Source organism: Mycoplasma sp. AC1221, assembly GCF_054353815.1.
Window position 1 is genome coordinate 24,613 of sequence record NZ_JBTHHH010000002.1, and the last position, 22,558, is coordinate 47,170.

Here is a 22,558-nt window from a genome sequence, read left to right on the forward strand (position 1 = left end):
CACCAAAATTATTTTCTTGGTTAAATTAAGGTGTTTAATTATTTTCAAAATTTTCATTGTATATAATATGTAATATTATATAATAATTTAAATTTATATATCACTATTTCTTAATTTATTTATAATAAAAATAAAAAAAAAATAATTTTTTATGAAAAAAATATCAACATTTATATATACAAAAATATATTTATTTTTATCATAAAAAAACCAGTTAAATATTCTTGTATTTTTTACTTTTTTTATTGATGAATTAATATTAAATTTCTTCATTTTAAATAAGATTTTAAACTAAGAAAATTAACAATATAATCCTCTTTTTATTTAAAACTATAATAAGAAAATAAAATATAATATTATTTTAGGAGAACGATGAAGCGATTTTTAAGTGGGATTAAACCAACAGGTAATTTAACATTAGGAAACTATATCGGTGCAATAAAAAATTTTATTAATCTACAAAATGAATTTCAATCACTGGTTTTTGTAGCAGATTTACATGCTTTAACAACTGGTGCAGTTGATCCAAAAGAACTACGTCAAGCACGAAAAAGTATTATTGCAATGTATTTAGCATGTGGATTAAATGCTGATAAAACTATTATATTTTATCAATCGGATGTCTATGAACATACCTTATTGCAATGACTTTGTACTTCTGAAACCACAATTGGTGAACTATCTCGTATGACTCAATTTAAGGATAAATCACAAAAACTTAAACAAGGTAATGGTACTGAAAAAATCCCATCAGGACTTTTGATGTATCCTACATTAATGGCTGCTGATATTTTGCTTTATAACCCTGATTTAGTCCCTATTGGTGAAGATCAAACACAACATCTTGAATTAACACGCAAAATCGCTGATAAACTTAATAAAAACTATAAAATGGATTTTAAAATCCCTGATGCATATATCGCAAAAGTTGGTGCAAGGATTAAATCTTTAAGCAATCCAAATGTAAAAATGTCTAAATCTGAAAGTGAAAGTGACAAAGGTGTTATTTACTTGCTTGAAGATCCACAAAGCGCTTATAATAAAGTTCTAAAAGCTGTAACTGACTCAGAAAACAAAGTATATATTTCTGAAGACAAACCTGGAATATTAAACTTATTAAACATCCATGCAGCATTAAATAATATTACTTTGCAAGAAAGTGCAAAAATGTTTGAAAATGCAAATTACAAAGAATTTAAATCTGCTGTGGCTTTAGATGTGAAAAATCTATTAATTAAAATTCAAACAAATTATCACGATGCTTTGATGAAAGTTGATTTAGTAGCAGAGCAAGGAGCAATTCAAGCTAAAGCAATAGCAAAACCAATCATAAACAAACTAATGCAAAATATGGGATTTAACGGAGAAAACGATGAAAGCAGATAAACATTTAAACCATACTACATCACATTTACTAGCAGCAGCAATTTTAAAATTATATCCAAATACTAAATTAGGTTTTGGTCCTGCAACTGATGAAGGTTTTTATTATGATTTTGAATTTTTAGAACCTTTTTCAGATACTCAATTAGCTAAAGTTGAAAAAATGATGAAAAAGCTCGCTGCAAGAAATTTAATTATGCAGCAAGTATCTATTGATGAATATGATTTTATAGACAAACCATATAAAAAAGAATTATATAATGAATTAAAAGCAGCAGGAAAAGATATTACTTTTTATGCATTAAAGGACCCACAAAATAATGAAACTATTTTTGTGGATTTATGTGCTGGTGGACATATTGAAAATACTAAAAATATCAAACATTTTAAACTTTTAAACCTTGCTGGTGCATATTGAAGAGGTAATTCTGATAACATCCAACTTACTAGAATTTATGGTACATCGTGAGAAAATGCTGAACAACTTAATAATTATTTAGCCCTTTTACAAGATCGCAAAGAAAGAGATCACCGTAAAATTGGTAAAGAATTAAAGTTGTTTATGTTTAATAAACTTGGTGGGCAAGGATTACCATTTTGATTGGAAGATGGAATGTATATTCATAATGAAATAAGAAATTTAGTATTACAAAATGATCGAAAATATGGATTTACCGAAGTTTTAACACCACATTTTGGAGAAAAACAACTTTACCAAATTTCTGGTCATTTAGAACACTACAAAGATGATATGTTTAAACCTATTAATATGGATGAAAATGAGCAACTTATTGCTCGTCCGATGACTTGTCCACATCATATCATATGCTATAGCAGTGAAAAACGCTCATATCGCGATTTACCAATTCGTTATAGCGAACAATCACAACTTTATCGTTATGAAAAATCAGGGGCTTTAACAGGATTAGAAAGAGTCCGTGGAATGCTACTTACTGAAGGACATCTTTTTGTAAGAAAAGATCAAATAGCATCGGAATTTAAATCAATGTATTCACTGATTAAGGAAACATTACAAGCATTTAAAATCCAAATTAGTTATGTTTCTTTATCACTTCGTGATAAAACAGATACTCAAAAATATTATAATGATGATCAGATGTGAGACGAAGCAGAAGCACAATTACGCGACGTGCTTAATGATTTAGGTGTAAATTATGTCGAAAAAGTCGCTGAGGCTGCTTTTTATGGACCAAAAATGGATATTCAAATTTTTACAGCACTAGGACACGAAATAACAGTTTCTACCTTGCAGCTAGACTTCTTGCTACCACAACGTTTTGATATCACATTTACTAATTCAAACAATCAAGAAGAAAGACCTGTTTTAATTCACCGTGGTTTAATCGGAACCTATGAAAGATTTGTTGCTATTTTAATCGAGCAAACAAAAGGAGTTTTACCTTTTTGACTGGCACCTAAGCAAGTTACTGTAATCCCTGCAACAAACCATAATGATGACATTGAATATGCAAAAGATATAAATGATAAACTTTTTGCTAACTTCATCAGATCAAAAGTAGATTTAAGAGATGAAAGATTAGCTAAAAAAGTACGCGAAGCACAAATGTCTAAATCGAAATTCCAAGTAATAGTAGGTGAAAAAGAAAGAATCACCAACCAAATTTCTTATCGCTCTTATGCAAGCGAACAAACTATTACAATAGGTTTAAAAGAATTTATGCAAATGCTTTTTAAACTAAAGGAAAACCGTGAATAAAAAGACTCGTAATTGATGAGTATTAGGTTTTAACATTTATTTTGTTGCAATAATTATTTTTATAGTTATTTTTAGTGGTAAAGTGGTTCCTTGAAGGATAATAACTAATTTTGTCGTTCCAGGATGAGCATTAATTGTGCTTTCTACATTGGTAACTATTTTTACCTTAATTCCTGTATTTTTACTTATTTTTTATAAAAAATATAAAGCATATCATTTTCAGTATTTAGTTATGGTTTTAGGTCTTTCTCTAACAATAGCATGAGTTCCAAGTGCTTATAATGAAAATAAGGATTTGCAGTGATCGTTATACCAATATGATACTATTCCTGTATTCTTTATTTATGTTTTATTTTACTTTTTAGCTTCTTATTATATAAATCCTAAAAACATTGAAAAACTTCGTAATAAATACTTGAATAAACAAAAGAAAACATCGTAATATTACGATGTTTTTAATCTGGGATATCACACCCATTAAATGGTTCAAAATCAAAATAAATCTTCTTTAATGCTTGTTTTTTATCAGTATCCTTTAATATATCAAATTCTTCTACTAGCACTAACAAATCTTTTGTTGAACCATCAACATAAGCAAGTCTAAAAATCTGTTTTGCTTGCTCTAGAATGTTTTCTGCTTGTGAATTTGCTTGATACTCAAAGGTAGCATCGAGTTCAAACAACTCTTTTATCTTTACGAATGCTTGTTCTCTTGTGAGATTTTTACCAATATAATTAAAGTCTTTCAAATAATAAAACATATAAAAAATGAAACGATATAACGGTTTTGAAAAACCTGCATTTGAACGGTAATTATTTCAAGTTACTTCGTGATAAACTGGATTATTTTTATCAACTTCGATAGCAAACACTTTTAAAAAAGCATTGTATACTGAAACAACATCCACAGAGCGGATTTGGATGACATCAATGTCATCTAAAATATCTTGATATGTATACATTATTCTCCTTTTTGCAGCTCAAACATCATATCTCGCAACTGAATAGCACGCTCATAATCTTGTTGCTTTGCTGCTGCTTCCATTTGTTTTCTTAATTCTTTAATCACATCATCTTTTTTAGCAAATTGATTTTCTTTGGTTTGTTTTTTCTTTCTTAAAATTAAATCTATTGCTCCTTGCATCCCGTCAGCATAAATAGAAGGTGGTATTGCTTTTGTGATTGTTTTAGGAGTTATATTATGAATTTTATTATATTCAAGTTGTTTTTGTCTTTTTAACTTGTTGTCATCCAAAGTAATTTGGATTGCTTCGGTAATATTATCCGTATATAAAACAGCCTGTCCATTTGCATTCCGTGATGCGCGTCCGATAATTTGGATTAATGATGAGGCAGTTCGCATAAAACCTTGTGAACCAGCATCTAAAATTAAAACTTTTGATACTTCTGGAATATCAATTCCTTCACGTAGTAAGTTAATTCCGATTAAAACCTCGATTTGTCCGATACGTAATTTACGAATCAGTTCGTTTCGTTCAAAGGTATTGAATTCCGAATGAATATATGCCGCCTTTATACCAAGTGAAATAAGATATTCCGTAATCTTTTCTGAACTTTCTTTAGTAATAGTAATTACAACAGTTTTACCACCACTTTGTCGTTGCTGAATAATAGTATCATGAATGTCCTGAATTTGGTTTACGGTGGATTTAATCACCACCTCTGGGTCAGTTAAACCTGTTGGTCTAATAAACATCTTAGTTACATTATTTTGTGCCTTATTTAGCTCGTATTCAGCAGGAGTTGCTGAAATATAGATTTTAAAAAAATCAAAATTATTTTCAGTTTCTTCAAACTTCAAAGGGCGATTTTCTAATGCAGATGGAAGTCTAAAACCATAATCTACCAAGGTTTGCTTTCGCGAATGATCCCCTTTATACATTGCATTAAGTTGTGGAATAGACATATGCGATTCATCGATGAAAACCAACGATTCAGGGGGGAAATAATCTAAAAGTGTGTATGGTCGCTCACCAAAAGTTCTACCATCTAAATACATTGAATAATTTTCTATCCCTTTGCACATCTTAAATTCAGATAACTCATCTAAATCATTGCTAATTCTTTGATTCAGTCTTTGCGCTTCCAGCAGTTTGTTTTCTTTATAAAAGTCAGCAAGCCGTTGATGTAATTCAGAACGGATTTTAGGGATAATTTGATCATATATGCTATCATCGGTTGCATAAGCATCTCCGGGAACTAGCACAAAGATTTTCTTTTTTTCAATTACATGTTTATTTAAAGCATGAATAATAGCTATTTCTTCAATAATGTCATCAAAAAAACTAACTCGCACAGCAACTTCTTCATTATCTGATGGTCTGATGATAACTTCATCACCTTTAACAGAAAATTCACCAGGCTTTGCTTCAACATCGTTTCGGTTGTATAAAATTTTAATAAGTTTATAAATAAAATCTTTTTTGCTTATTTGCAATCCTACATAGAAACGATAAAAAGATTCGCGGTATACATCTGGATTTAATGCACCATAAATTGCACTAACTGATGCTACTACAATCACATCTTTGCGAGTAATCAATGAGTTTATTGCACTCAATCGCATTACTTCAATTTGCTCATTTGTACGCGAATCTTTTTCTATATAAGTATCTGTATTAGGTTTGTAAGCTTCAGGTCTAAAGTAATCAAAATATGATATATAGTATTCAACAGCATTATCAGGAAAGAAGTTTTTTAATTCAGAATAAAGTTGACTAGCTAAGGTTTTATTGTGCGATAAAACTAAAACAGGTTTATCAAACTCTTTAATCACATTTGCTATTGTAAAGGTTTTTCCAGAACCAGTGACACCGTGAAGCACTTGATGTTTATGGTGCTTGTTTATGCCGTTCACAAGAAATGATATAGCCTGTGGTTGATCACCAGATGGTTGATACTGCGCATTTAATTTGAAGATACTCATATGATTTTATTATATCACATTTGCTAAAAACTATAATTAGCATAGAAAAAATGCATAAAAATGCACTTTTTTGCTATTCTTGCTCACTTGTATATCTTTCAACTTCATAAGCACAATCATCAATCACTGATTCAACTTGATCAAAACTATCAATAATGCAACCAGCGGCGCGTTCATGACCACCACCGCCTCATTTTAAGGCTACATTACGAACTATTGGACCATTTGAACGAAATTCAACACGCACCCTACCATCTTCTTCTTCTAAAAATTGCACTCAAATCGGAAACCCTTTGATATTAGCAATCGAATTTACACGCAATGAACCTTGAGAAGTTTTTCCATATTTTTTTGTGGTAAGCAAGTCATTTTGAATGTATGCTACCCCTTCGCGAGTTTTTAAAGTAGACATCAATCAGGCATTAAATTTTAAGTCTTCCAAGGTTGTTTGAGATAAATTCTTATGAATAAAATCTGCATCTAATCCTGCTTGATATAAATGTGCAACTAAATTAAAAGTCCTTGCACAAGTGTTATTATATAAAAAGCGTCCTGAATCGGTATAAATCCCTAAATATAAATAATTAGCAGCCTTTGGTGTTATTTTTCAATTGCTTTCAACTGCTAATTCAGTTACCATTTCATCAGCGGCTACATATGTTGAATCAACCCATCTAATAGCATTTTCCGCTAAATCATCTTCATTAGGATGGTGATCTATCCTAATAACTTGAGCAAACAAGTTTTTATCTAAAACATCACTAAATTCAATTCTCTCTTTGAAATTAGCATCCACAACAATCCCAAGTGATTTTGCCAAGATTTCATCATTAGGGATCAAATCGTGTTCAAAATTCATAAACTTAAAAGCATCTTGATGGTCACCAATTGCATAAACCATCTTATGTGGGAAGTTATCTTGAATTAACTCTTTTAGTGCAAATTGTGAACCTAGACAATCTCCATCGGGACGAATATGATGGAAAATAACTATATTGTCATATTTTTCAATTGCATTTTTTATATCTGTTAAATTACCTACTCGCATTTTTCCTCTCAATCACTTATGCTTTGATTCAAGTCCTTTAAAACATCATTAACTTGGTTTCAGTTTTCTAATGTAATTCCTGCTGCATTATCGTGTCCACCACCATTATATTTGTTTGCAACAACATTTACTAACGGTCCACTTGAACGTAATCTACCACGTATTCTACCATCTTCAAGTTGGATAAATAAAGCTCAACATAAATTATTTTCAATATTTGCTAACTCATTGACATATAATGCTGCCTGTAAGGAATTGATTTCAAATTCATTTAAAAAATCTTGTTTGATTTCATAATATAAAACTCTGTTTGATTGTTTGAATTCTGAAAGAATTTTACCAATTATTTTTATATCTTTTAAACTTCTCTTACTTAGTTGTCTCAAAATGTTTTGTGGATGGAACCCATTTTGCATTAAAAATGCTACAAGTTGATATGTTCGCTGCGATGTGTCAGGAAATAAAAAGCGTCCTGAATCTGTATTAATACCTAAATAAATATGTTCTGATGCACTCTTTGATACTTTTCAACCTGCATCATAAGCTAATTGCGCAATCATCTCAGCAGCCGCTACATAATGCTCATCAATTCAATTATATTCATAATCAATATCTGCTTCATTTGGATGATGATCAATTCTTAATCTTGCAGTAGTTAATTTTTGATATAAAAGTTCAGCACACTGAATCCGATCTCCACTTGATGCATCAACAACTATTGCTAATGAATTGTTAAAATCGATGTCTTCAATTTTATCAAAATCATAGTTCATAAAATCAAAAACGCCTACATTATCACCTACCGTATAAACTTTTTTATTTGGAAAGTTTGTTTTAATAAGTTCTTTTAAACCAAATTGAGAACCTAAACAGTCACCATCAGGACGAATATGGTGAAAAATAATTATATTTTCATATTTATTAATTGCATCAATTGCTACTTTTGAATTACCTATCTTCATATAACTCCTTACTGTGCTTTTTTATGTAATTATTTATTTTCTTCATCATCTGTTTTTTAAATTCATTAGTATTATATCCATCATTAAATATATTTAATAATTTCTTATAAATTTGTTCATTCGATAGATTATTTAAGTTGTTTTTAAATTTATTTAATTCGGTGTTATTAAAAACATCTGAATTTTGCATATTTAAAATCAAGTTATTAATTTTATCATTTATATCCTGTTTTGAAAGCATTAAATCACTCATAGTTATATAATACACATCTGAAAATGTAGTTAAAAAGTTAAAATAATTTTTTATTTTTAGAAAATCTGATTCATCCAAAATCGGTTCAAATGATAATGTTTTAAAAAACGATGTATCAATTGCCTGGAATATTTGTCTCATATCATCAAAAAATGGTCCAAAATATGCTATAAGTTCTTTTTGAACTTTTAACAGTTTTTCTCAATTTGACTGTATATTAGTCAAATTAGATTTTTCTTTAACATTTTGACTAATCAATTGCTGATATTTTTGCAATCTTTTATCAAGGTGATTATTAGAATTTACATCCTTTGCTAAATTATAAAATAAATTCTTTTTTCCTTGGTCTGCAAGTGCGATAAAACCTTGGAATTGATTATAAAAAATATATATATCAGAATTAATATCTCTTGGAAAATATTGTGAATTTATATATATAAAATGATTATACAATAATCCTTGTGATAATAAATTAAAATCCCCAAGATATAAAAAATCATTGGTTGTGTCTTTTAAAGAACGAAAACGATTCTCGTTTTCTCCGTGTATAAACTTATATTTTTCTAAAAAAGTTAATGAAGCAATACCTTGGTTTGAATCATTTATTTTCTCTAGTGGGATTATAGATAATTCGTTCTTTAAAAGATTAAATAATTTATGTTTTGCCTGTATCGATGCTGCAAATTTTGTTAAATCTTTTGCTGCAACTTCTCCGCTTCCTTGTCTTAATTGCTCAAATGTTTGCTTAAAAGAATTATCAAAATAGGCAACTAAGGCAAGTAAATATTTATATCTCGGATTATTTTCTTTTCTTGTATTAAGATAAAAATTATGAAAATCCTTTAGTTCAGATTCCGTGCTAATCGAACTACATGAAACAGCAGTCAAAAAAATTGATGGGAGTGAAAATCATAAAAGCAGTTTAAATTTCTTTTTAAACATATATATTAATTCTATCATTTTTTGGTTTTTTTTAATTAAGAATTTTTCTAAATTAACAAACTAGAATATGAATACTTCTAGTACTTATATCTTATTAACTGTGAAATTTATATAACTTCTGCTAAATTTTCCTTTTTGTTATTTCATTATTAATTATACTTTGATAAGCTTTGATATATATTTATATATGTCATTCCAACATAATACATAACAAGTTATTATCTAAAGTGACTATTTTCGCTTATTTTTTAATAACAAAAGAAAGAAAAAAATATATAATTGTAAAACTATATGATTATAAAAATTAGGGGGATTTATGGATAAAAAAGATAAATTTGTGCAATTTAGGCAAGAAGAAATTGCATATGCAATAGCAAAAGCAAAACAGAAACAACAAAAACAAATCTATAAAGAACAACAAAAACAACTCCCTTGAATTAAACGTGATTTAACAAAAAACTTATTTATCTCATTTTTAGTTTTAATTTTGATTATTGGTTTATTATTAATAGCATTCTTTATCGGTAAAACCTTATAGGAAGTTATCTTGGATGATGTAATTTTAGTATTATTAATAATTATTTTAATTTTATTAACTGTAATTATAATAATAATTTTATGACCTACCATACACACATTTTTTAGTTTAAAATTAAAAAAGAATAAATATGATAAACTCGGTAAAAGTAGTCAAATCCGTTTAATCAATCAGTTGCGAGAAACAGTTGAATATTTATCAAAACATAAAATAGGTGCATTAATTACCATTGAGAACACAGAAAATATTGATAATTTGAGAACTGATGGTGTTGTTTTAGATGCAAATATTTCTAGTTCTCTGCTTATTTCAATTTTTAACAAAGAATCTCCTTTACATGATGGGGCAGTAGTAATACGTGAAAATCGGATATTTTATGCTGCTACATTTTATAAAATTACAAGTAAATCAGTAAGTGCAGATTACGGTTCGCGTCATCGTGCTGCAATTGGTATTTCTGAACAATCTGATGCAGTTACAATTGTTGTTTCTGAAGAAAATGGTTCGATAAGGATTTTGAAACGTAGTAGCATTGAAGTAATCAAAATGAATGAATTTCAAGAACAATTGATTAAGTATCTTAAGGAGTAATTATGGAAAACAACACAGTTGAAATTACCCTTGCTACTCTTATTGGTAAACTTAAAATTTTAACAAAAGAAAAAAGTGTTAAGAAAATTCGGGATCTTGAAGAAGATACACCACACGCTGACTTCGCCAAAGCGGTTGAATCACTTCCTGATGAACATCAAATTTATATTTTGCGTATTTTAAAAACTGAAGAAGCTGCTGAGGTTTTTTCATACTTAGATGATGATGTAAAAATTAAACTTGTTAATTTATTTACTGATGACTTAGGACAAAAAGTTTTACAAGAAATCGAAACTGATGAATTAGCAGACATTTTAGAAGAATTACCAGCAAATTTAACTCGCAAAATTCTTTCACAGACACCTAAGGAAAAAAGAGAAAAAATTAATCAAATTCTTTCTTTCAATGATGATCAAGTCGGAAGTTACATGAGCGTGGATATTTCAATCCTTAAATCCAATTGAACTTGTAAAAAAGCGATTGCTAAAATTAAAAGAGATTATAATCAAAATATTTTAATGGGTTATAATTTTTACATAACTAATCCACATGGTTTTTTATTAGGTGATGTAACATTAGAAGAACTTGTTTTTTCCGATGAAGATGTCTTGCTTGAAGATATATATAATGCTGTTGCAAGTGTTAAACCTACTGATGATAAAGAATTTGCAGCACAGGTTTTTTCAAACCATGATAAAGCAACTTTACCAGTTGTAACGAGTGATAACCGACTTATCGGGATGATCACTTCCGATGATGTTATTGATATTATTCAAGATGAAGCAACTGAGGATATTTATAAAATGGCTGGTATTAATGCTGATGCAGCAGAAGAAAGTTATTTAAAAACATCAATTTTGAAAATTATCAAATCCCGTGTTTTATGACTTATTATCCTTATGCTATCTGCAACTGCATCACAATTTATTATTCAAGAATTTACAAATCTTTCTGAAAATGTCATAAAAGGACTTGGTATTACAGTATCAACAGCGATTATAGTTTCACTTATTCCTATTATCTCAGGTGCCGCCGGAAATGCCGGTTCACAATCGTCAACAACAATTACCAGAGCTGCTGCATTAGGTGACTTTACTAAAAAAGAATATCGAAAGGTAATTTTCAAAGAACTTAATGTAGGTTTGATAATTGGTGCAATAATGTTTACGGTAAATGTTATGCGTCTATATGTTTATTATGGTATTTACAGTGCTTCACCAAAATTTAAAGATGAAATTGGTGACTGAGCAACATTATCATTTATCATTATTGCTAGTTCTTTATCTTTATGATTTGTAGTAATTTTTGCTAAGTTTTTAGGAACTACTATTCCACTTTTAGCGATACGCTTCAAAAAAGATCCTGCTGTTATGTCAGCACCTATTTTAACCACTCTTTCTGATGCTTTATCAACCTTGGTTTTCTTTGGACTGAATTTATTTGTTTTATGATTTGCCTGAAAAGTTGGTATCATATCATCAAAATCACACAACGAACATCATAGCAAAGAATTATTAGACATCGGCATCCCGATAATTCAAAATATGAATATTTATACACCTATTAACTTACCAAATCTAGGAGTTTAATTATGGATAATACAGTAGATATTGAAAAATTAAAGTTATTAGCAGAACACTATAACGAAATTAATGATGAATTAAAAGAAATAAAAAAAGAGATGAATCAACTTGTATCTGGTACTCAAGTTGCTATTCACGAAAGACTTTCTGATGGTGGATTCGTAATATATGAAAAACCTGAAAACAAAGAAGTGATTAGTAAAAACTTAATAAATGCAATGCTTATCGATATAATTATGCGCTTAAGTAAAGGTGAGCTAGAGAAAGCTCCAAACATTGAAGAATTGAAAACTAAAATCGCTTTAGGTTGTCGACTTGAAAAAACATTTAAATGAAGATTACAAATTAAAAGAAAATAAGGAGATATATGAATATTATTAGGTTTGAAGAAACCCCGACTGCAAACCAAGGCTCAATTTCAACTAATACCACTGCTTCTCCATTTGGTGGTAGTGGGATTATTATTTGAGTTATTTTTGGTGTAGTTATTCTTGCACTAATAGGTTATTTTGTTTATCAATCAATTAAAACTAAGGTTGAAAACAAAAGAACAAAGGCTGCTGCTGCTGAATATGAACGAAATTCGAAGTTATATTGGTATGAGACTACTGTTAAGTTAAATAAATTGATTGATTTAAATCACCAAACACATGAAAATTTTGTTGTAAGTATTGGTGAATACAAAATGTCACATATCAATATGGCTACAAAAAGCCTTCTTAATGATATCTTAGATGAATATGAATTTAAAAATTTTATTATTCAAAATCCTAAATTTCAAAAAGAAGTGCAAGAAATACAGATGCTAAGAGATTTAAATTCTAATCTTTGAGAAAAGAAATTTGGTATTCTGCTTGCTGACTTTAAAAAATATGTACCAGAAGCACAAAAAATAGCAACGGAAGTTGCACGAACAAATGTAGATGATTTAAAAACACCTGAACAAATCGAATCTGCTTTTGAAGAAAAATATAAAGAAAGATTGTTAGAAAAACGTAATGCAATGAATTAAATCATTAAATATTCCTAATAAACTTACTTTAATAAGAATTATTTTAGTTATACCAATTATTATCCTTATTAGTATTAATGCAACGATTTTCTTTGCAAATAAAGATATTTTAAATCAAACTAATTCGCTTTTAGCTATTATGTATTTAATTTTTAACATCCTTATTTTTATTATCTTTATCACTGCGATGATTACTGATTATTATGATGGTAAAATAGCACGTAAAAACCGTATTATTACTGCTTTTGGTAAGTTATGAGATCCTCTAGCTGATAAAATAATGACAACTTCTGTTTTAATTTATCTTTCTGTTATTTCTTATACGCCAATTTGGTCAACAGTATTATTCATATTACGTGACATAATTGTTGATGGATGTCGTGGGTTATTGATAAAAAATAATCAGGAAATTTCAGCAAACTTTTGAGGTAAACTAAAGACTTTATTAATGAGTTTTGCTATACCTATATTACTTTTATTTGTAATTATTATGCAATTTATACCTAATATTTCATATTATCATAGTTATTTATATTACTGAATTTATATAATAAACATTCCTTTATTTATAGCACAATTATTCTCGTTATTTTCTGGATATATTTATATAAAATTAGCAACAAAATTTTTCTTTTAAGACAAAAAGTTGGTGTTACCAACTTTTTATGTAAATAAATCTAAATCATAATAAATTGCATATAATATTTTGCTTCAATATAACAAACCAATTAGTTCTCCAAATGCTTCTTCATCGTTATTAGCTATTTCTATCTCAACAGATTTAGAATCATCAATATATGAAATAAAATAGTTATTAAAAGAATTAAGACTGGTATTTTTAAAGGCATGTAAGGTAAAATTAGAAAGATTTGATAATAAATCATCAAAATCAATATTCGAAGATAATTGATAATCAAAATATTTACGTTTAAATACAAAATAAAATAAAGTTTTTGGTAAACCGTTTGATAAAATAGATTGACCTATGCTAGAAATATCCCGAGAAAAAACACAACTATCATTAAAAACTTTTTTTCTTACTGTAAGCATATTAAAATGGTAAGCAAACACCTTTGATAAATTTTCTAAAAAATCATCATAACCAACAAAGATATTTAATGAAATATCTTTTTTTGTGTTGTTTGCTTTATAAAAATTAACTAAATGTAAAAACAAACCTAGTGCTTTGTTAAAATATGAATCGTTTGCATAAATGCTTTCAGAAATGTTTTTATACCCGTGAATTAATTTATTTAAATTTACTCCTTGTGTAGCTAATAATACTAAATATAACTCTGAGAAAAAAGAAAATTGGTTATGAACTGATGATGAGACAAACAATATATTAGAATCAGGGATATTATATTTTGCTAAATTAGCAAACCATTCTTTTTTACCAATAAAATAAATAAGTTTTTGCACAAAAAATTCACTTGCATGCTGGTTAAATTTTGATAGAACTAATTCAACCAGCCATTTACTTTTTAATTTATTGATGTTATCAAATACATCTAAAAACATTATTCCTGTATGTTTTATATCACAGTGATGAAAATATGCATAAATCTTAGATTCAATGTTAACTTTTGTATCTTCGTTATTAATAAAAATTAATTTTATCTTTACATCAGAATAAAAATCATATTTACCAAAAATAAATTCAAGTGCTGATTGAAGCATCAATTGTGTCTGTTTTGATGCTATTACTAGCAAATATTTAATATTATTTTTATATAATAAATTACAAAAATTAATAATATTATTAAATCCTTTAACACTATAATTTATTGCTATATCATCAAATCCTAGGTGTTGTGAACCTTTAAAATTTAAACTTTTAAGTTTACTGATAATATTAGTGTTAAAAATGTATAATTCTTTTTGTAGATATTTTGCTTTGTATAAAGTATTTATTTTAACCTTTGACATCTTTATTTACATCCTGGTTGTTTTCTCGTTTTGAAAATTCCTTGATGCGTATGTTCATATAATTAATTAAGTTTTTAAAACCTTTTGAAGTTTCTTTTAATCAATAATTTCCATATGTTCTTAATTCATTAGGATGATTTTTTTTATAACTTCCATATCCATAGTTTTTGTTTATATTAAAATATAAACAGACAAAATTTACGATATCTCCTATTTTGAATATATCGTAAATTTTGCAAGGTTTATAATCGCTAATATCTTCGCGATAAATAAAAAACTTAGTAGAATCCTTGGTTTGCAATGAAACATATTGTGGACCTACTTTAAACACTTTTGCTATAACAATATCACCGACCTTGTATTTCATTATATAATTATATCTTATTATTTTAAAATTACCCGTCTTTTAGATTCGAATTGATAATCACTAGCATATAATGAACCGTCACTAAAATCTAACTTTATTGCATTCTTAATTGGCTCAAAATAAGCATAATATACTTTCAAGCGTTTATTTTGATAAATTATATATGCACCCGGATTGCTTGAAAAACAACGTATGATATTAAATGCTTGTTGTTTACTCATATAACTAGTTAAAAGTGCATCATCTTTACTTAACTTAGGAGACAAAACTACTTTGGATACATCTTGTTTTATAGGATTTATTTTATTCAACTCTATATCTTTTAGTCATTTTACTATATTTTCAGAAGCTAAATTTGAAAGTTTTTCAAACATTGTTTGTGATGTATCTCTTGGTAAGATAGCAATTTTTGATGTAAACAGAATGTCTCCTGCATCAAATTCTTTGGTCATATATATTAGTGAAATTCCTGTTTCTGAATCGTTATTTAACAAACTATATTGAATCGGTGCTGCACCACGATATTTAGGAAGTAAAGAACCATGAATATTTATAGATGCTATTTTTGGTAAATCAAGAATTTTTGTTGGGATATATTGACCGAAAGCACAAGTTAAAAATATATCAACTTGATATGATGCTAACTGCTCATAGATTTGCGATATTTTCTGGGGTTGATATAAAGGAATATTATATTTTTTTGCAAGTAATTTCACTGGTGTAGGATTTACTTTATATCCACGTGATGCTGGACGATCTGGCTGACTGACAATGGCAACTACATCAAAGTTATTTATCACTTGTTCAAAGGGTTTAACAGCAAATTCAGGTGTTCCTGCTAAGATAATTTTCATTATTTATCCTTTTTATTACCAATTCATAAGGAACGATAGTTTGATAGTTTATTTATAAGCATTAGTATTTTTTTAGCCATCGGTGTTAATCCGTTTCGATCATCTTTATACCCGTCTTTGAAAAACTGTTTATCCAGTAATTCAGGGGTATAATAAGAACCGAAAATAACTATTTTTTTATTCGCTACACATTCTGTTAATAAAGGTTCTAAAAAAGTTTCTAAAAATCAATTTGAAAACTTTTTTAGTCCAAGTTCGTCAAAAATAATTACATCTAAGTACAAAATACTGGTTAAAAAATCATTAATTTCACTTACTATATCTTCGCTATTGCGTCTTATGAAAGTTTTTGAATATGAATCTAAATTATTAATATTTAAATAGGCAACTTTTTTATTCATTAAAGCAAATTCGTTAGTCAAAGCTGATAACATTAGATTTCGTGAACTTTCTGCATCACCGTATAAGAAAAACCCACGAAATTTATTTTCATTAATTAATCATGGTGAATTTATTTCCATCATATGTTTAAATCCACTTTCTGATTCTGAGTTAATTTGTAAATGTGACAAACTTTCAGATGTCATCGGCGAAGAAATGTATTTAAATTTTATGTTATTCAATAATTTATAGTCAGTTATATAAGGTGATTTGTGATTAAGTGTCTTGGTAAAATTTATTTGACCATTATACCCACGTTTAATATTTGTAATAAATAAACGATTCGGATCATTTTGTTCTTGAACATAGTCAATTAAATTGGCATATGAATTAATAATATCATTCTCTGTAAATGCTAATGTTTTAAAAATAGGTGATAATATTGGATTTTGTTTAATTTCATTAATAACTTGTTGTTTTGATGGTAAATTTGTTAAAGAAAGATGTGGGTTTTGAAAATTAGATCTGGGTTTTGAAAAATCAAACATTAACTAGTCTTTCTGGTGAGAAAATCTTGTTTTAATACAGTTTTTTGCTCAAAAATATGGGTGTATCTCTTATCAATTTTTAATTTACCATCTAAATATTTTTCAATATCTTCAAATTTAAACAAGTTTTGTGAACTTATTTCTAAAATCATTGTTCAGATGTGTTTATGTCACTTATCGCTTTTATATTTTAAACGTGCTATATACATAATTAAGTTTAAACATTTGCTTTCTGGAATTCTATCTGTTCATGTTTTTAATGAAATTTCATCAGCTGATGAAATTTCTTCATTACTTAGTTGTTTAAAAAAAGCCTGTGGTGTAAGTTTTAAAATTGCTTCATATGCATTAGAATATTGTACATTTCCTATTTCTAATGGAATAGGAAGGTTATGTTTTTTAGTATAAACCTTAATTTCTTGATCACTTATTAAAGTAGCACCTTGATTCATAATTAATTTTCTTTCAATTTGCTCTGATTCTGTTTGATTTACAGTTGAAAAAACACTAAAAAAATCTGATGTAATATCTTCATAATTAAATTCATATGAAGACACAATTTTTTGCCTTCTGGATTTTATGAACTTATCAAAATTTATCTTCCCTATTTTACTTACAATTAAATTAGTCAAAAAGGTATTTCGCTGGATATTTTCAGGTGTAAGTGGTTTTTGAATTTCAAAAATTGTTAAGGCTTTTTTATTATCTTTATATGTATTAATCAAACCAGCTCCTTCTAAACGGACACGAGCCGATTGAAGTTGCGTTTCGTGTATATTTATAAAAATTGCTAATGTTGAAAAATCATATTCAACCACACTATAATCTTGCCCACCTGCTAAATCCAGTAAATACTCGTATAAACATACTCCTTCAGGGCCTAAAAAACTTCCATAAAATTGTCTTAGGTTATGTAAATCATCTGTAGAGATATTAAAATTTTTAGAAATAACAAAATTATTATATTCCAAATGTTGCATTAAACTCATCTGGTACTCCTTTTTAGATAATCAGGTAAGAATAATTTTAAATACTTATTTATATTTTTGCAGAATTTTCATAATTTTTTGCTTAGTATCACGACTTCTCATAGGGATATTCACAACCCTTTTGTTTCTAAAAAATTCGTTTTTAGTTCATTTATAGTTATTTTTTTTATCTAAATACTCAAAAAATGACTTTTCCACAAAGCGCTTATTAACAAATTCCTTGCGCTTTTTCGGACATATAGACATATTTCAAATTTCATCAAAAAGGTCACTAAAATCTGTTATTTGAGTAAATAAAATTGGTATTTCAACAAACTCAAATGTTTCTTGTAGTAATTTTGTTTTTAAATATGGATATAAAAGTCTTTCAAGAGTTTCAAAATTGTTATAATCAAGTGCTAATCAATCTTTTAAAACTTGTTTTGATATTCTACCATCCTTTATTAAAAACTCTCCGATGCTGCATTGTATCAGTTTGATAAAGGCTAAATCATTTTGATATATATTTAATACATATTCATCCATATTTATGGTTTTATAGCCCAAGGAAGCTAATGTGTTAAGAAAATAACTTTTTCCTGAGGCGATTCTACCTACAATTGCTATTTTTTTAGTTTTATTAGTCATGATTTTACCGTATTAAGTTGTAGTTGATCAAGAACATCATTTGCAGCTTCTAAATCGATGTTGAGCAGATATTTTTGGATATTCAGATCAAAATCACTTACATCTGTGTTTAATTTTGCCAGTTCATAGCACATTTTTCCATCACTATAACCTGCTAAAAGTTTTTCTTTAATTGATTTGGTAAAGAGATTGCTGTTTACGATATTTTTATAGATATTATCAAAGTCATTGAAAGCCTTAATTAACTTAATTGCTGTTATATCACCAATTCCACATACTCCAGGTAGATTATCCGATGGATCACCTTTTAAACCTTTATATGTAGCTATTTGATTAGGTTTTATATGATAAAATTCAACAAAATTTTGCTCATTAATATGAAGATATTCATTTTTTTTATTCAATATAACTTCAACATCTGAACTAACTAATTGTAATAAATCTTTATCGGCTGAAAAAATAAACTTTTTACCTGGTATTTTTGTGACATAAGTTGCAACAAGGTCGTCTGCTTCATCACCAAATTGCTGAAATCATGGTAATTTTAACACACTTAAAATCTCTTTGATTTTATCAATTTGCAAATATAGCTCATTCGGAGATGAAGCACGACCTGATTTATACTTACTATATTGCAAGTGTCTTTTCGTTTTTCCTGGTGCATCAAAAGCGATGAAAAGGTATTTTGGTTTTATGTGTTTAATTAACTTAATCATTTGCATTAAAAATAGTTGTAATGCATTAGTTGGAAAACCTTCATCGTTTCTTAAAATATTAGTTAATTCGCCTCGATATGATGCATAAAAAGATTGAAAAATTAAATAATTTCCATCTATTACTAATGAAATTTCTTGCTTAGTCATTGATTAGTTCCTTGTATTCGATAAGATTATAAAATCCGTTGTGCTTTTTTACAAATGCTCGAATTCGTGTTTTTGGTTTTCGATTTAATAAATTTTTTATATTTTGACTTCAACCTTGCAGTTCTACAACCGCTGAAATATCTTTAACTTTTACCTTTGTGTGTTTAGGATTGTTTCCGTTTTTAACTGATAAAATCTCAACATCGATTCATAAACCTACTTCATTAACATTAATCAGACACGGAATATGATCATCTTTTATTTTTTTTAAATATTCTTTATTATCCGTTGTATATTTGGCCCCTAAATATTTAATTTCATATGCTTCTTGCTCGGTTAAATCTTCGGTAACTGGTGGAAATATCATTTGTGAGAGCTGTGCATTTGATATATATGTTAATAAAAAATTAAAATCATCTAAATTTTCCGAACTTCTTTTTACTTGCATCTGATAGGCGGCAAAAAGTTCATTAATAGTTGGAATCATAGTAAGTAAATATTTAACTCCACCAAAGCTTCTGAAAACTCCTGCTTTAATTAAAATATCTATAACTGCTTCACCAATACCTACCCTTTTTAATCTTAAAATAGAAGTTATAAAATCAGGATAATATCCGTAATTACTGCGTTCACTGATAATCTTAGTTACAGCAACCGAACCAATACCTTTGATAATCTGCAAGGAAAGATAAATACGATCCTTTCAAAACACTGCTGAGGCACTAGAGATATTAATATCAGGAGCTACAACTAAAATACCTTGCATATAAGCCTCTTCTGAATATCTTTTGATATTTGATGAATCCATCCCTGCATCTGATAATAATGCTTGATAAAAAATTTGTGGATAGCGTGTTTTATAATAGGCTAATTTATATGCTATCAATGCATATGCGACAGCATGAGCTTTGTTAAATCCGTAATTTGCAAAACTTTCTATTTTACTATAAATTTCTTCAAGCTTTTCTTCTGGAATATTATTTTTTAGTCCACCTTCAAAGAATAAACCTTTTAATTTATGTAACTCTTGCTCATCTTTTTTAGAAATTGCACGACGTAAAAGGTCTGCTTGTGAAAAAGTCATCCCTGTCAATTTTTGAGCTATTTGCATAATTTGTTCTTGATATACTATAATCCCATATGTTTGCTTCACAATAGCATCATAAATCGGATGTACTTTTTCGATTAAGTGAATATTCTGTTTATTTTTAGCGTATATCGGTATATATTTTGCAGGTCCTGGTCTAAATAGTGAAATAATTGCATAAATATCATCAAAACTATCAACATGCACTTGTTTTATAGTTTGTCTCATTTTAGGAGATTCAAGTTGAAAAATTCCATCAGTATATTGTTTGTTTAATAAATCAAATGTTATTTTATCATTAAAAAGTGAATAAGATTGATTCATTATATTATCAAAATGGTTTTCTTCAGGTAGTTGGTTTTCAATTTCTTGTATAAAAGTAAGGTTTTTTAGTCCTAAAAAGTCTATCTTAATTAAACCGAAACGTTCTAAATAATTCATTGTCATTTCTATTTGTTGAAAACTATTATCATTATAATGAGTTGCTACTAATTGATTAATTGGTTGATTTGCAACCACTACACCAGCAGCATGTAAACCAACCTGTCGTGGTAGTCCTTCAATTTTTGATGCTAGTTGATGTAATAAAGGAAATTTAGAAATATGTAATCTATATTTTGAATTATTTTCGTAAGCATCTAAAAGGTTTTTATCATTTAAACTTAGTGTTGATGCAATGTTATCTATTTCAGTTTTGCTGATATTGATTAAATTTTTTGAAATTAAATAACGAGCAACATCGCGAATTGAATTTTTACTAGCCAATGTCTGAAAAGTCGATATTAATGCAAAATTTTCGCTTCCATATTTTTGTTTTAAATAACTTAATACTTCATCGCGACGGTTATCTTGAATATCAATATCAATATCAGGTAATGACACACGATCGACATTCAAAAATCTTTCAAAAAGTAAGTCAAATTCAAGTGGATTAATCGATGTAATTTCTAATAAATATGCTACCAAGGAACCTGATGAACTACCTCGACCTGGTCCGATATTTATCTTATGCTCGCGGGCATAAGAGAGTGCATCATGAATAATTAAAAAATAATCAATAAATCCAAGCGAATCAATCACTTTTACTTCATGTTTAATTCTTTGAATAACTTGTTCTTTGTCATAATGTTTAATTAGTTGCTGGTAGCGTTTACCTAATACCTTTGACTGAAATATTTCTTTGGAATTTTCGGAAAACTTTGCTAATTTGATTTTTGAATCAGGTTTACTAATTGATATTGATTCAACTATTTTTAGCATATTTAGATAAACTATCTCATCAATATCTTCAAATTCATTATCATCAAAATAATCATTATATACTCTTATTGTTTTGTTTTTGCCTGCTATAAAAGTTAAGATAGGTAATAGTTCATTGTCATCAAAATGTAGAATCCTTTTGGTTGGAGCATAAACACTTTGATGATGTAATACTTTTTTTGAATTAAGATAGAAATTATCTAAATAATAATCTAAATTAATTTCTTTTGCTATATGTCCATATTCATCATGATCAATTAAGTAAATATCATTATTATCAAGGTAATAATAATCAGGGATTTGACTTTGTGAAATATTTGTAACGATTTTATATAAGTAATTTAATCCATTATTATTTTTTGCTATAGCAATAACTCTAAAACCTTGGATAAGTTCTAATTCAACTCCTATGATAGGTTTAAAATCATATTCATCCATAAATTCTCAATAATACTGCAAAGCATAAAAATTTTGAAAGTCAGTTAAGGTGATATATTCTTGATTCATTAGTTTGCTTAAATGCAGCAAATCAGCAACCCTAATTGTAGAATTTAAAAATGAATATTCAGTATTTGTATGTAGATAGATTTTTTTTCTCATATTTAAATTCTATTATATTTATTTTTTAAATAAATATAATAATATTATTAACATAC

22 protein-coding genes are annotated in these 22,558 nt (G+C 27.8%); 9 read left to right on the top strand and 13 right to left on the bottom strand.

From position 1 onward, the window contains the following. The first annotated feature begins 372 nt into the window (after positions 1–372). Genes trpS through ACXYRK_RS00435 form a run of 3 tightly spaced genes read left to right on the top strand, consistent with a single transcriptional unit; the run spans position 373 to position 3,563 of the window. The gene (trpS, locus tag ACXYRK_RS00425; protein WP_458617477.1) at positions 373–1,386 is read left to right on the top strand and encodes a tryptophan--tRNA ligase; all 1,014 of its coding nucleotides are present in this window, start codon (positions 373–375) and stop codon (positions 1,384–1,386) included. Further along, positions 1,373–3,121, top strand: coding sequence for a threonine--tRNA ligase (thrS, locus tag ACXYRK_RS00430; RefSeq protein ID WP_458617479.1), 1,749 nt, complete (start codon positions 1,373–1,375; stop codon positions 3,119–3,121). The genes trpS and thrS overlap by 14 nt, the downstream gene beginning before the upstream one ends. After that, a complete protein-coding gene (locus ACXYRK_RS00435) occupies positions 3,114–3,563 on the top strand; it encodes a hypothetical protein (RefSeq protein WP_458597440.1) in 450 nt (149 codons plus the stop codon). The genes thrS and ACXYRK_RS00435 overlap by 8 nt, the downstream gene beginning before the upstream one ends. Before the next feature lie 13 nt (positions 3,564–3,576). Here ACXYRK_RS00435 and ACXYRK_RS00440 read toward each other — a convergent pair whose 3' ends face one another. The 5 genes from ACXYRK_RS00440 to ACXYRK_RS00460 all read right to left on the bottom strand — a co-directional run bounded on the left by ACXYRK_RS00440 (position 3,577) and on the right by ACXYRK_RS00460 (position 9,273). Then, positions 3,577–4,083, bottom strand: a complete 507-nt coding sequence (locus tag ACXYRK_RS00440; RefSeq protein WP_458607237.1) for a hypothetical protein — start codon at positions 4,081–4,083, stop codon at positions 3,577–3,579. After that, positions 4,083–6,068 carry an excinuclease ABC subunit UvrB gene (uvrB, locus tag ACXYRK_RS00445; protein ID WP_458617481.1) on the bottom strand — a complete coding sequence of 662 codons (1,986 nt, stop codon included), beginning with the start codon at positions 6,066–6,068 and terminating at the stop codon, positions 4,083–4,085. The genes ACXYRK_RS00440 and uvrB overlap by 1 nt, the downstream gene beginning before the upstream one ends. Before the next feature lie 73 nt (positions 6,069–6,141). Continuing rightward, positions 6,142–7,116: a DHH family phosphoesterase gene (locus tag ACXYRK_RS00450; protein ID WP_435128423.1), complete on the bottom strand. Its 975-nt coding sequence runs from the start codon at positions 7,114–7,116 to the stop codon at positions 6,142–6,144. Continuing rightward, a complete protein-coding gene (locus tag ACXYRK_RS00455; protein WP_458607239.1) occupies positions 7,107–8,078 on the bottom strand; it encodes a DHH family phosphoesterase in 972 nt (323 codons plus the stop codon). The genes ACXYRK_RS00450 and ACXYRK_RS00455 overlap by 10 nt, the downstream gene beginning before the upstream one ends. After that, entirely contained in the window at positions 8,065–9,273 is a 1,209-nt protein-coding gene (locus ACXYRK_RS00460) for a hypothetical protein (RefSeq protein WP_458617482.1), read from the bottom strand. The genes ACXYRK_RS00455 and ACXYRK_RS00460 overlap by 14 nt, the downstream gene beginning before the upstream one ends. A 316-nt stretch (positions 9,274–9,589) precedes the next feature. Here ACXYRK_RS00460 and ACXYRK_RS00465 point away from each other — a divergent pair, with 316 nt between their 5' ends. The 6 genes from ACXYRK_RS00465 to pgsA are packed head-to-tail and all read left to right on the top strand — an operon-like array spanning position 9,590 to position 13,634. Then, positions 9,590–9,811, top strand: a complete 222-nt coding sequence (locus ACXYRK_RS00465; RefSeq protein ID WP_458597448.1) for a hypothetical protein — start codon at positions 9,590–9,592, stop codon at positions 9,809–9,811. Between the two features lie 9 nt (positions 9,812–9,820). After that, entirely contained in the window at positions 9,821–10,402 is a 582-nt protein-coding gene (locus ACXYRK_RS00470) for a diadenylate cyclase (RefSeq protein ID WP_458607241.1), read from the top strand. 2 nt (positions 10,403–10,404) lie between these two features. After that, complete coding sequence (mgtE, locus tag ACXYRK_RS00475) at positions 10,405–11,991, top strand: magnesium transporter (protein WP_458617484.1); 1,587 nt, start codon at positions 10,405–10,407, stop codon at positions 11,989–11,991. A gap of 2 nt (positions 11,992–11,993) precedes the next feature. After that, positions 11,994–12,344: a hypothetical protein gene (locus tag ACXYRK_RS00480; protein ID WP_458617485.1), complete on the top strand. Its 351-nt coding sequence runs from the start codon at positions 11,994–11,996 to the stop codon at positions 12,342–12,344. 8 nt (positions 12,345–12,352) lie between these two features. Continuing rightward, positions 12,353–12,997 carry an MHJ_0274 family protein gene (locus ACXYRK_RS00485; RefSeq protein ID WP_458617487.1) on the top strand — a complete coding sequence of 215 codons (645 nt, stop codon included), beginning with the start codon at positions 12,353–12,355 and terminating at the stop codon, positions 12,995–12,997. Then, positions 12,984–13,634 (top strand): CDP-diacylglycerol--glycerol-3-phosphate 3-phosphatidyltransferase, encoded by a 651-nt coding sequence (gene pgsA / locus ACXYRK_RS00490; protein ID WP_458617489.1) that lies wholly within the window; start codon positions 12,984–12,986, stop codon positions 13,632–13,634. Before ACXYRK_RS00485 ends, pgsA begins: the two co-directional genes overlap by 14 nt. A 26-nt stretch (positions 13,635–13,660) precedes the next feature. On the opposite strand, the gene ACXYRK_RS00495 is transcribed toward pgsA, so the two are convergent. From ACXYRK_RS00495 to dnaE, 8 genes are read right to left on the bottom strand one after another with little or no spacing between them, the layout of a single operon-like run. Continuing rightward, positions 13,661–14,926 carry a hypothetical protein gene (locus tag ACXYRK_RS00495; RefSeq protein ID WP_458614102.1) on the bottom strand — a complete coding sequence of 422 codons (1,266 nt, stop codon included), beginning with the start codon at positions 14,924–14,926 and terminating at the stop codon, positions 13,661–13,663. After that, the gene (locus tag ACXYRK_RS00500; RefSeq protein WP_458614103.1) at positions 14,913–15,293 is read right to left on the bottom strand and encodes a S1 domain-containing protein; all 381 of its coding nucleotides are present in this window, start codon (positions 15,291–15,293) and stop codon (positions 14,913–14,915) included. Before ACXYRK_RS00500 ends, ACXYRK_RS00495 begins: the two co-directional genes overlap by 14 nt. Positions 15,294–15,310: 17 nt before the next feature. Continuing rightward, positions 15,311–16,147, bottom strand: a complete 837-nt coding sequence (fmt, locus tag ACXYRK_RS00505) for a methionyl-tRNA formyltransferase (protein ID WP_435128455.1) — start codon at positions 16,145–16,147, stop codon at positions 15,311–15,313. Then, on the bottom strand, positions 16,147–17,076 hold the full coding sequence (locus ACXYRK_RS00510) for a hypothetical protein (RefSeq protein ID WP_458617491.1): 930 nt from the start codon (positions 17,074–17,076) through the stop codon (positions 16,147–16,149). Before ACXYRK_RS00510 ends, fmt begins: the two co-directional genes overlap by 1 nt. Next, positions 17,076–18,065 (bottom strand): replication initiation and membrane attachment family protein, encoded by a 990-nt coding sequence (locus ACXYRK_RS00515; RefSeq protein WP_458617493.1) that lies wholly within the window; start codon positions 18,063–18,065, stop codon positions 17,076–17,078. Before ACXYRK_RS00515 ends, ACXYRK_RS00510 begins: the two co-directional genes overlap by 1 nt. Before the next feature lie 45 nt (positions 18,066–18,110). Then, positions 18,111–18,692 (bottom strand): dephospho-CoA kinase, encoded by a 582-nt coding sequence (locus ACXYRK_RS00520; protein ID WP_458617495.1) that lies wholly within the window; start codon positions 18,690–18,692, stop codon positions 18,111–18,113. Further along, positions 18,668–19,555, bottom strand: a complete 888-nt coding sequence (locus tag ACXYRK_RS00525; protein ID WP_458617497.1) for a 5'-3' exonuclease — start codon at positions 19,553–19,555, stop codon at positions 18,668–18,670. The genes ACXYRK_RS00520 and ACXYRK_RS00525 overlap by 25 nt, the downstream gene beginning before the upstream one ends. After that, the gene (gene dnaE / locus ACXYRK_RS00530) at positions 19,548–22,502 is read right to left on the bottom strand and encodes a DNA polymerase III subunit alpha (RefSeq protein ID WP_458617499.1); all 2,955 of its coding nucleotides are present in this window, start codon (positions 22,500–22,502) and stop codon (positions 19,548–19,550) included. Before dnaE ends, ACXYRK_RS00525 begins: the two co-directional genes overlap by 8 nt. Positions 22,503–22,558: the final 56 nt, after the last annotated feature.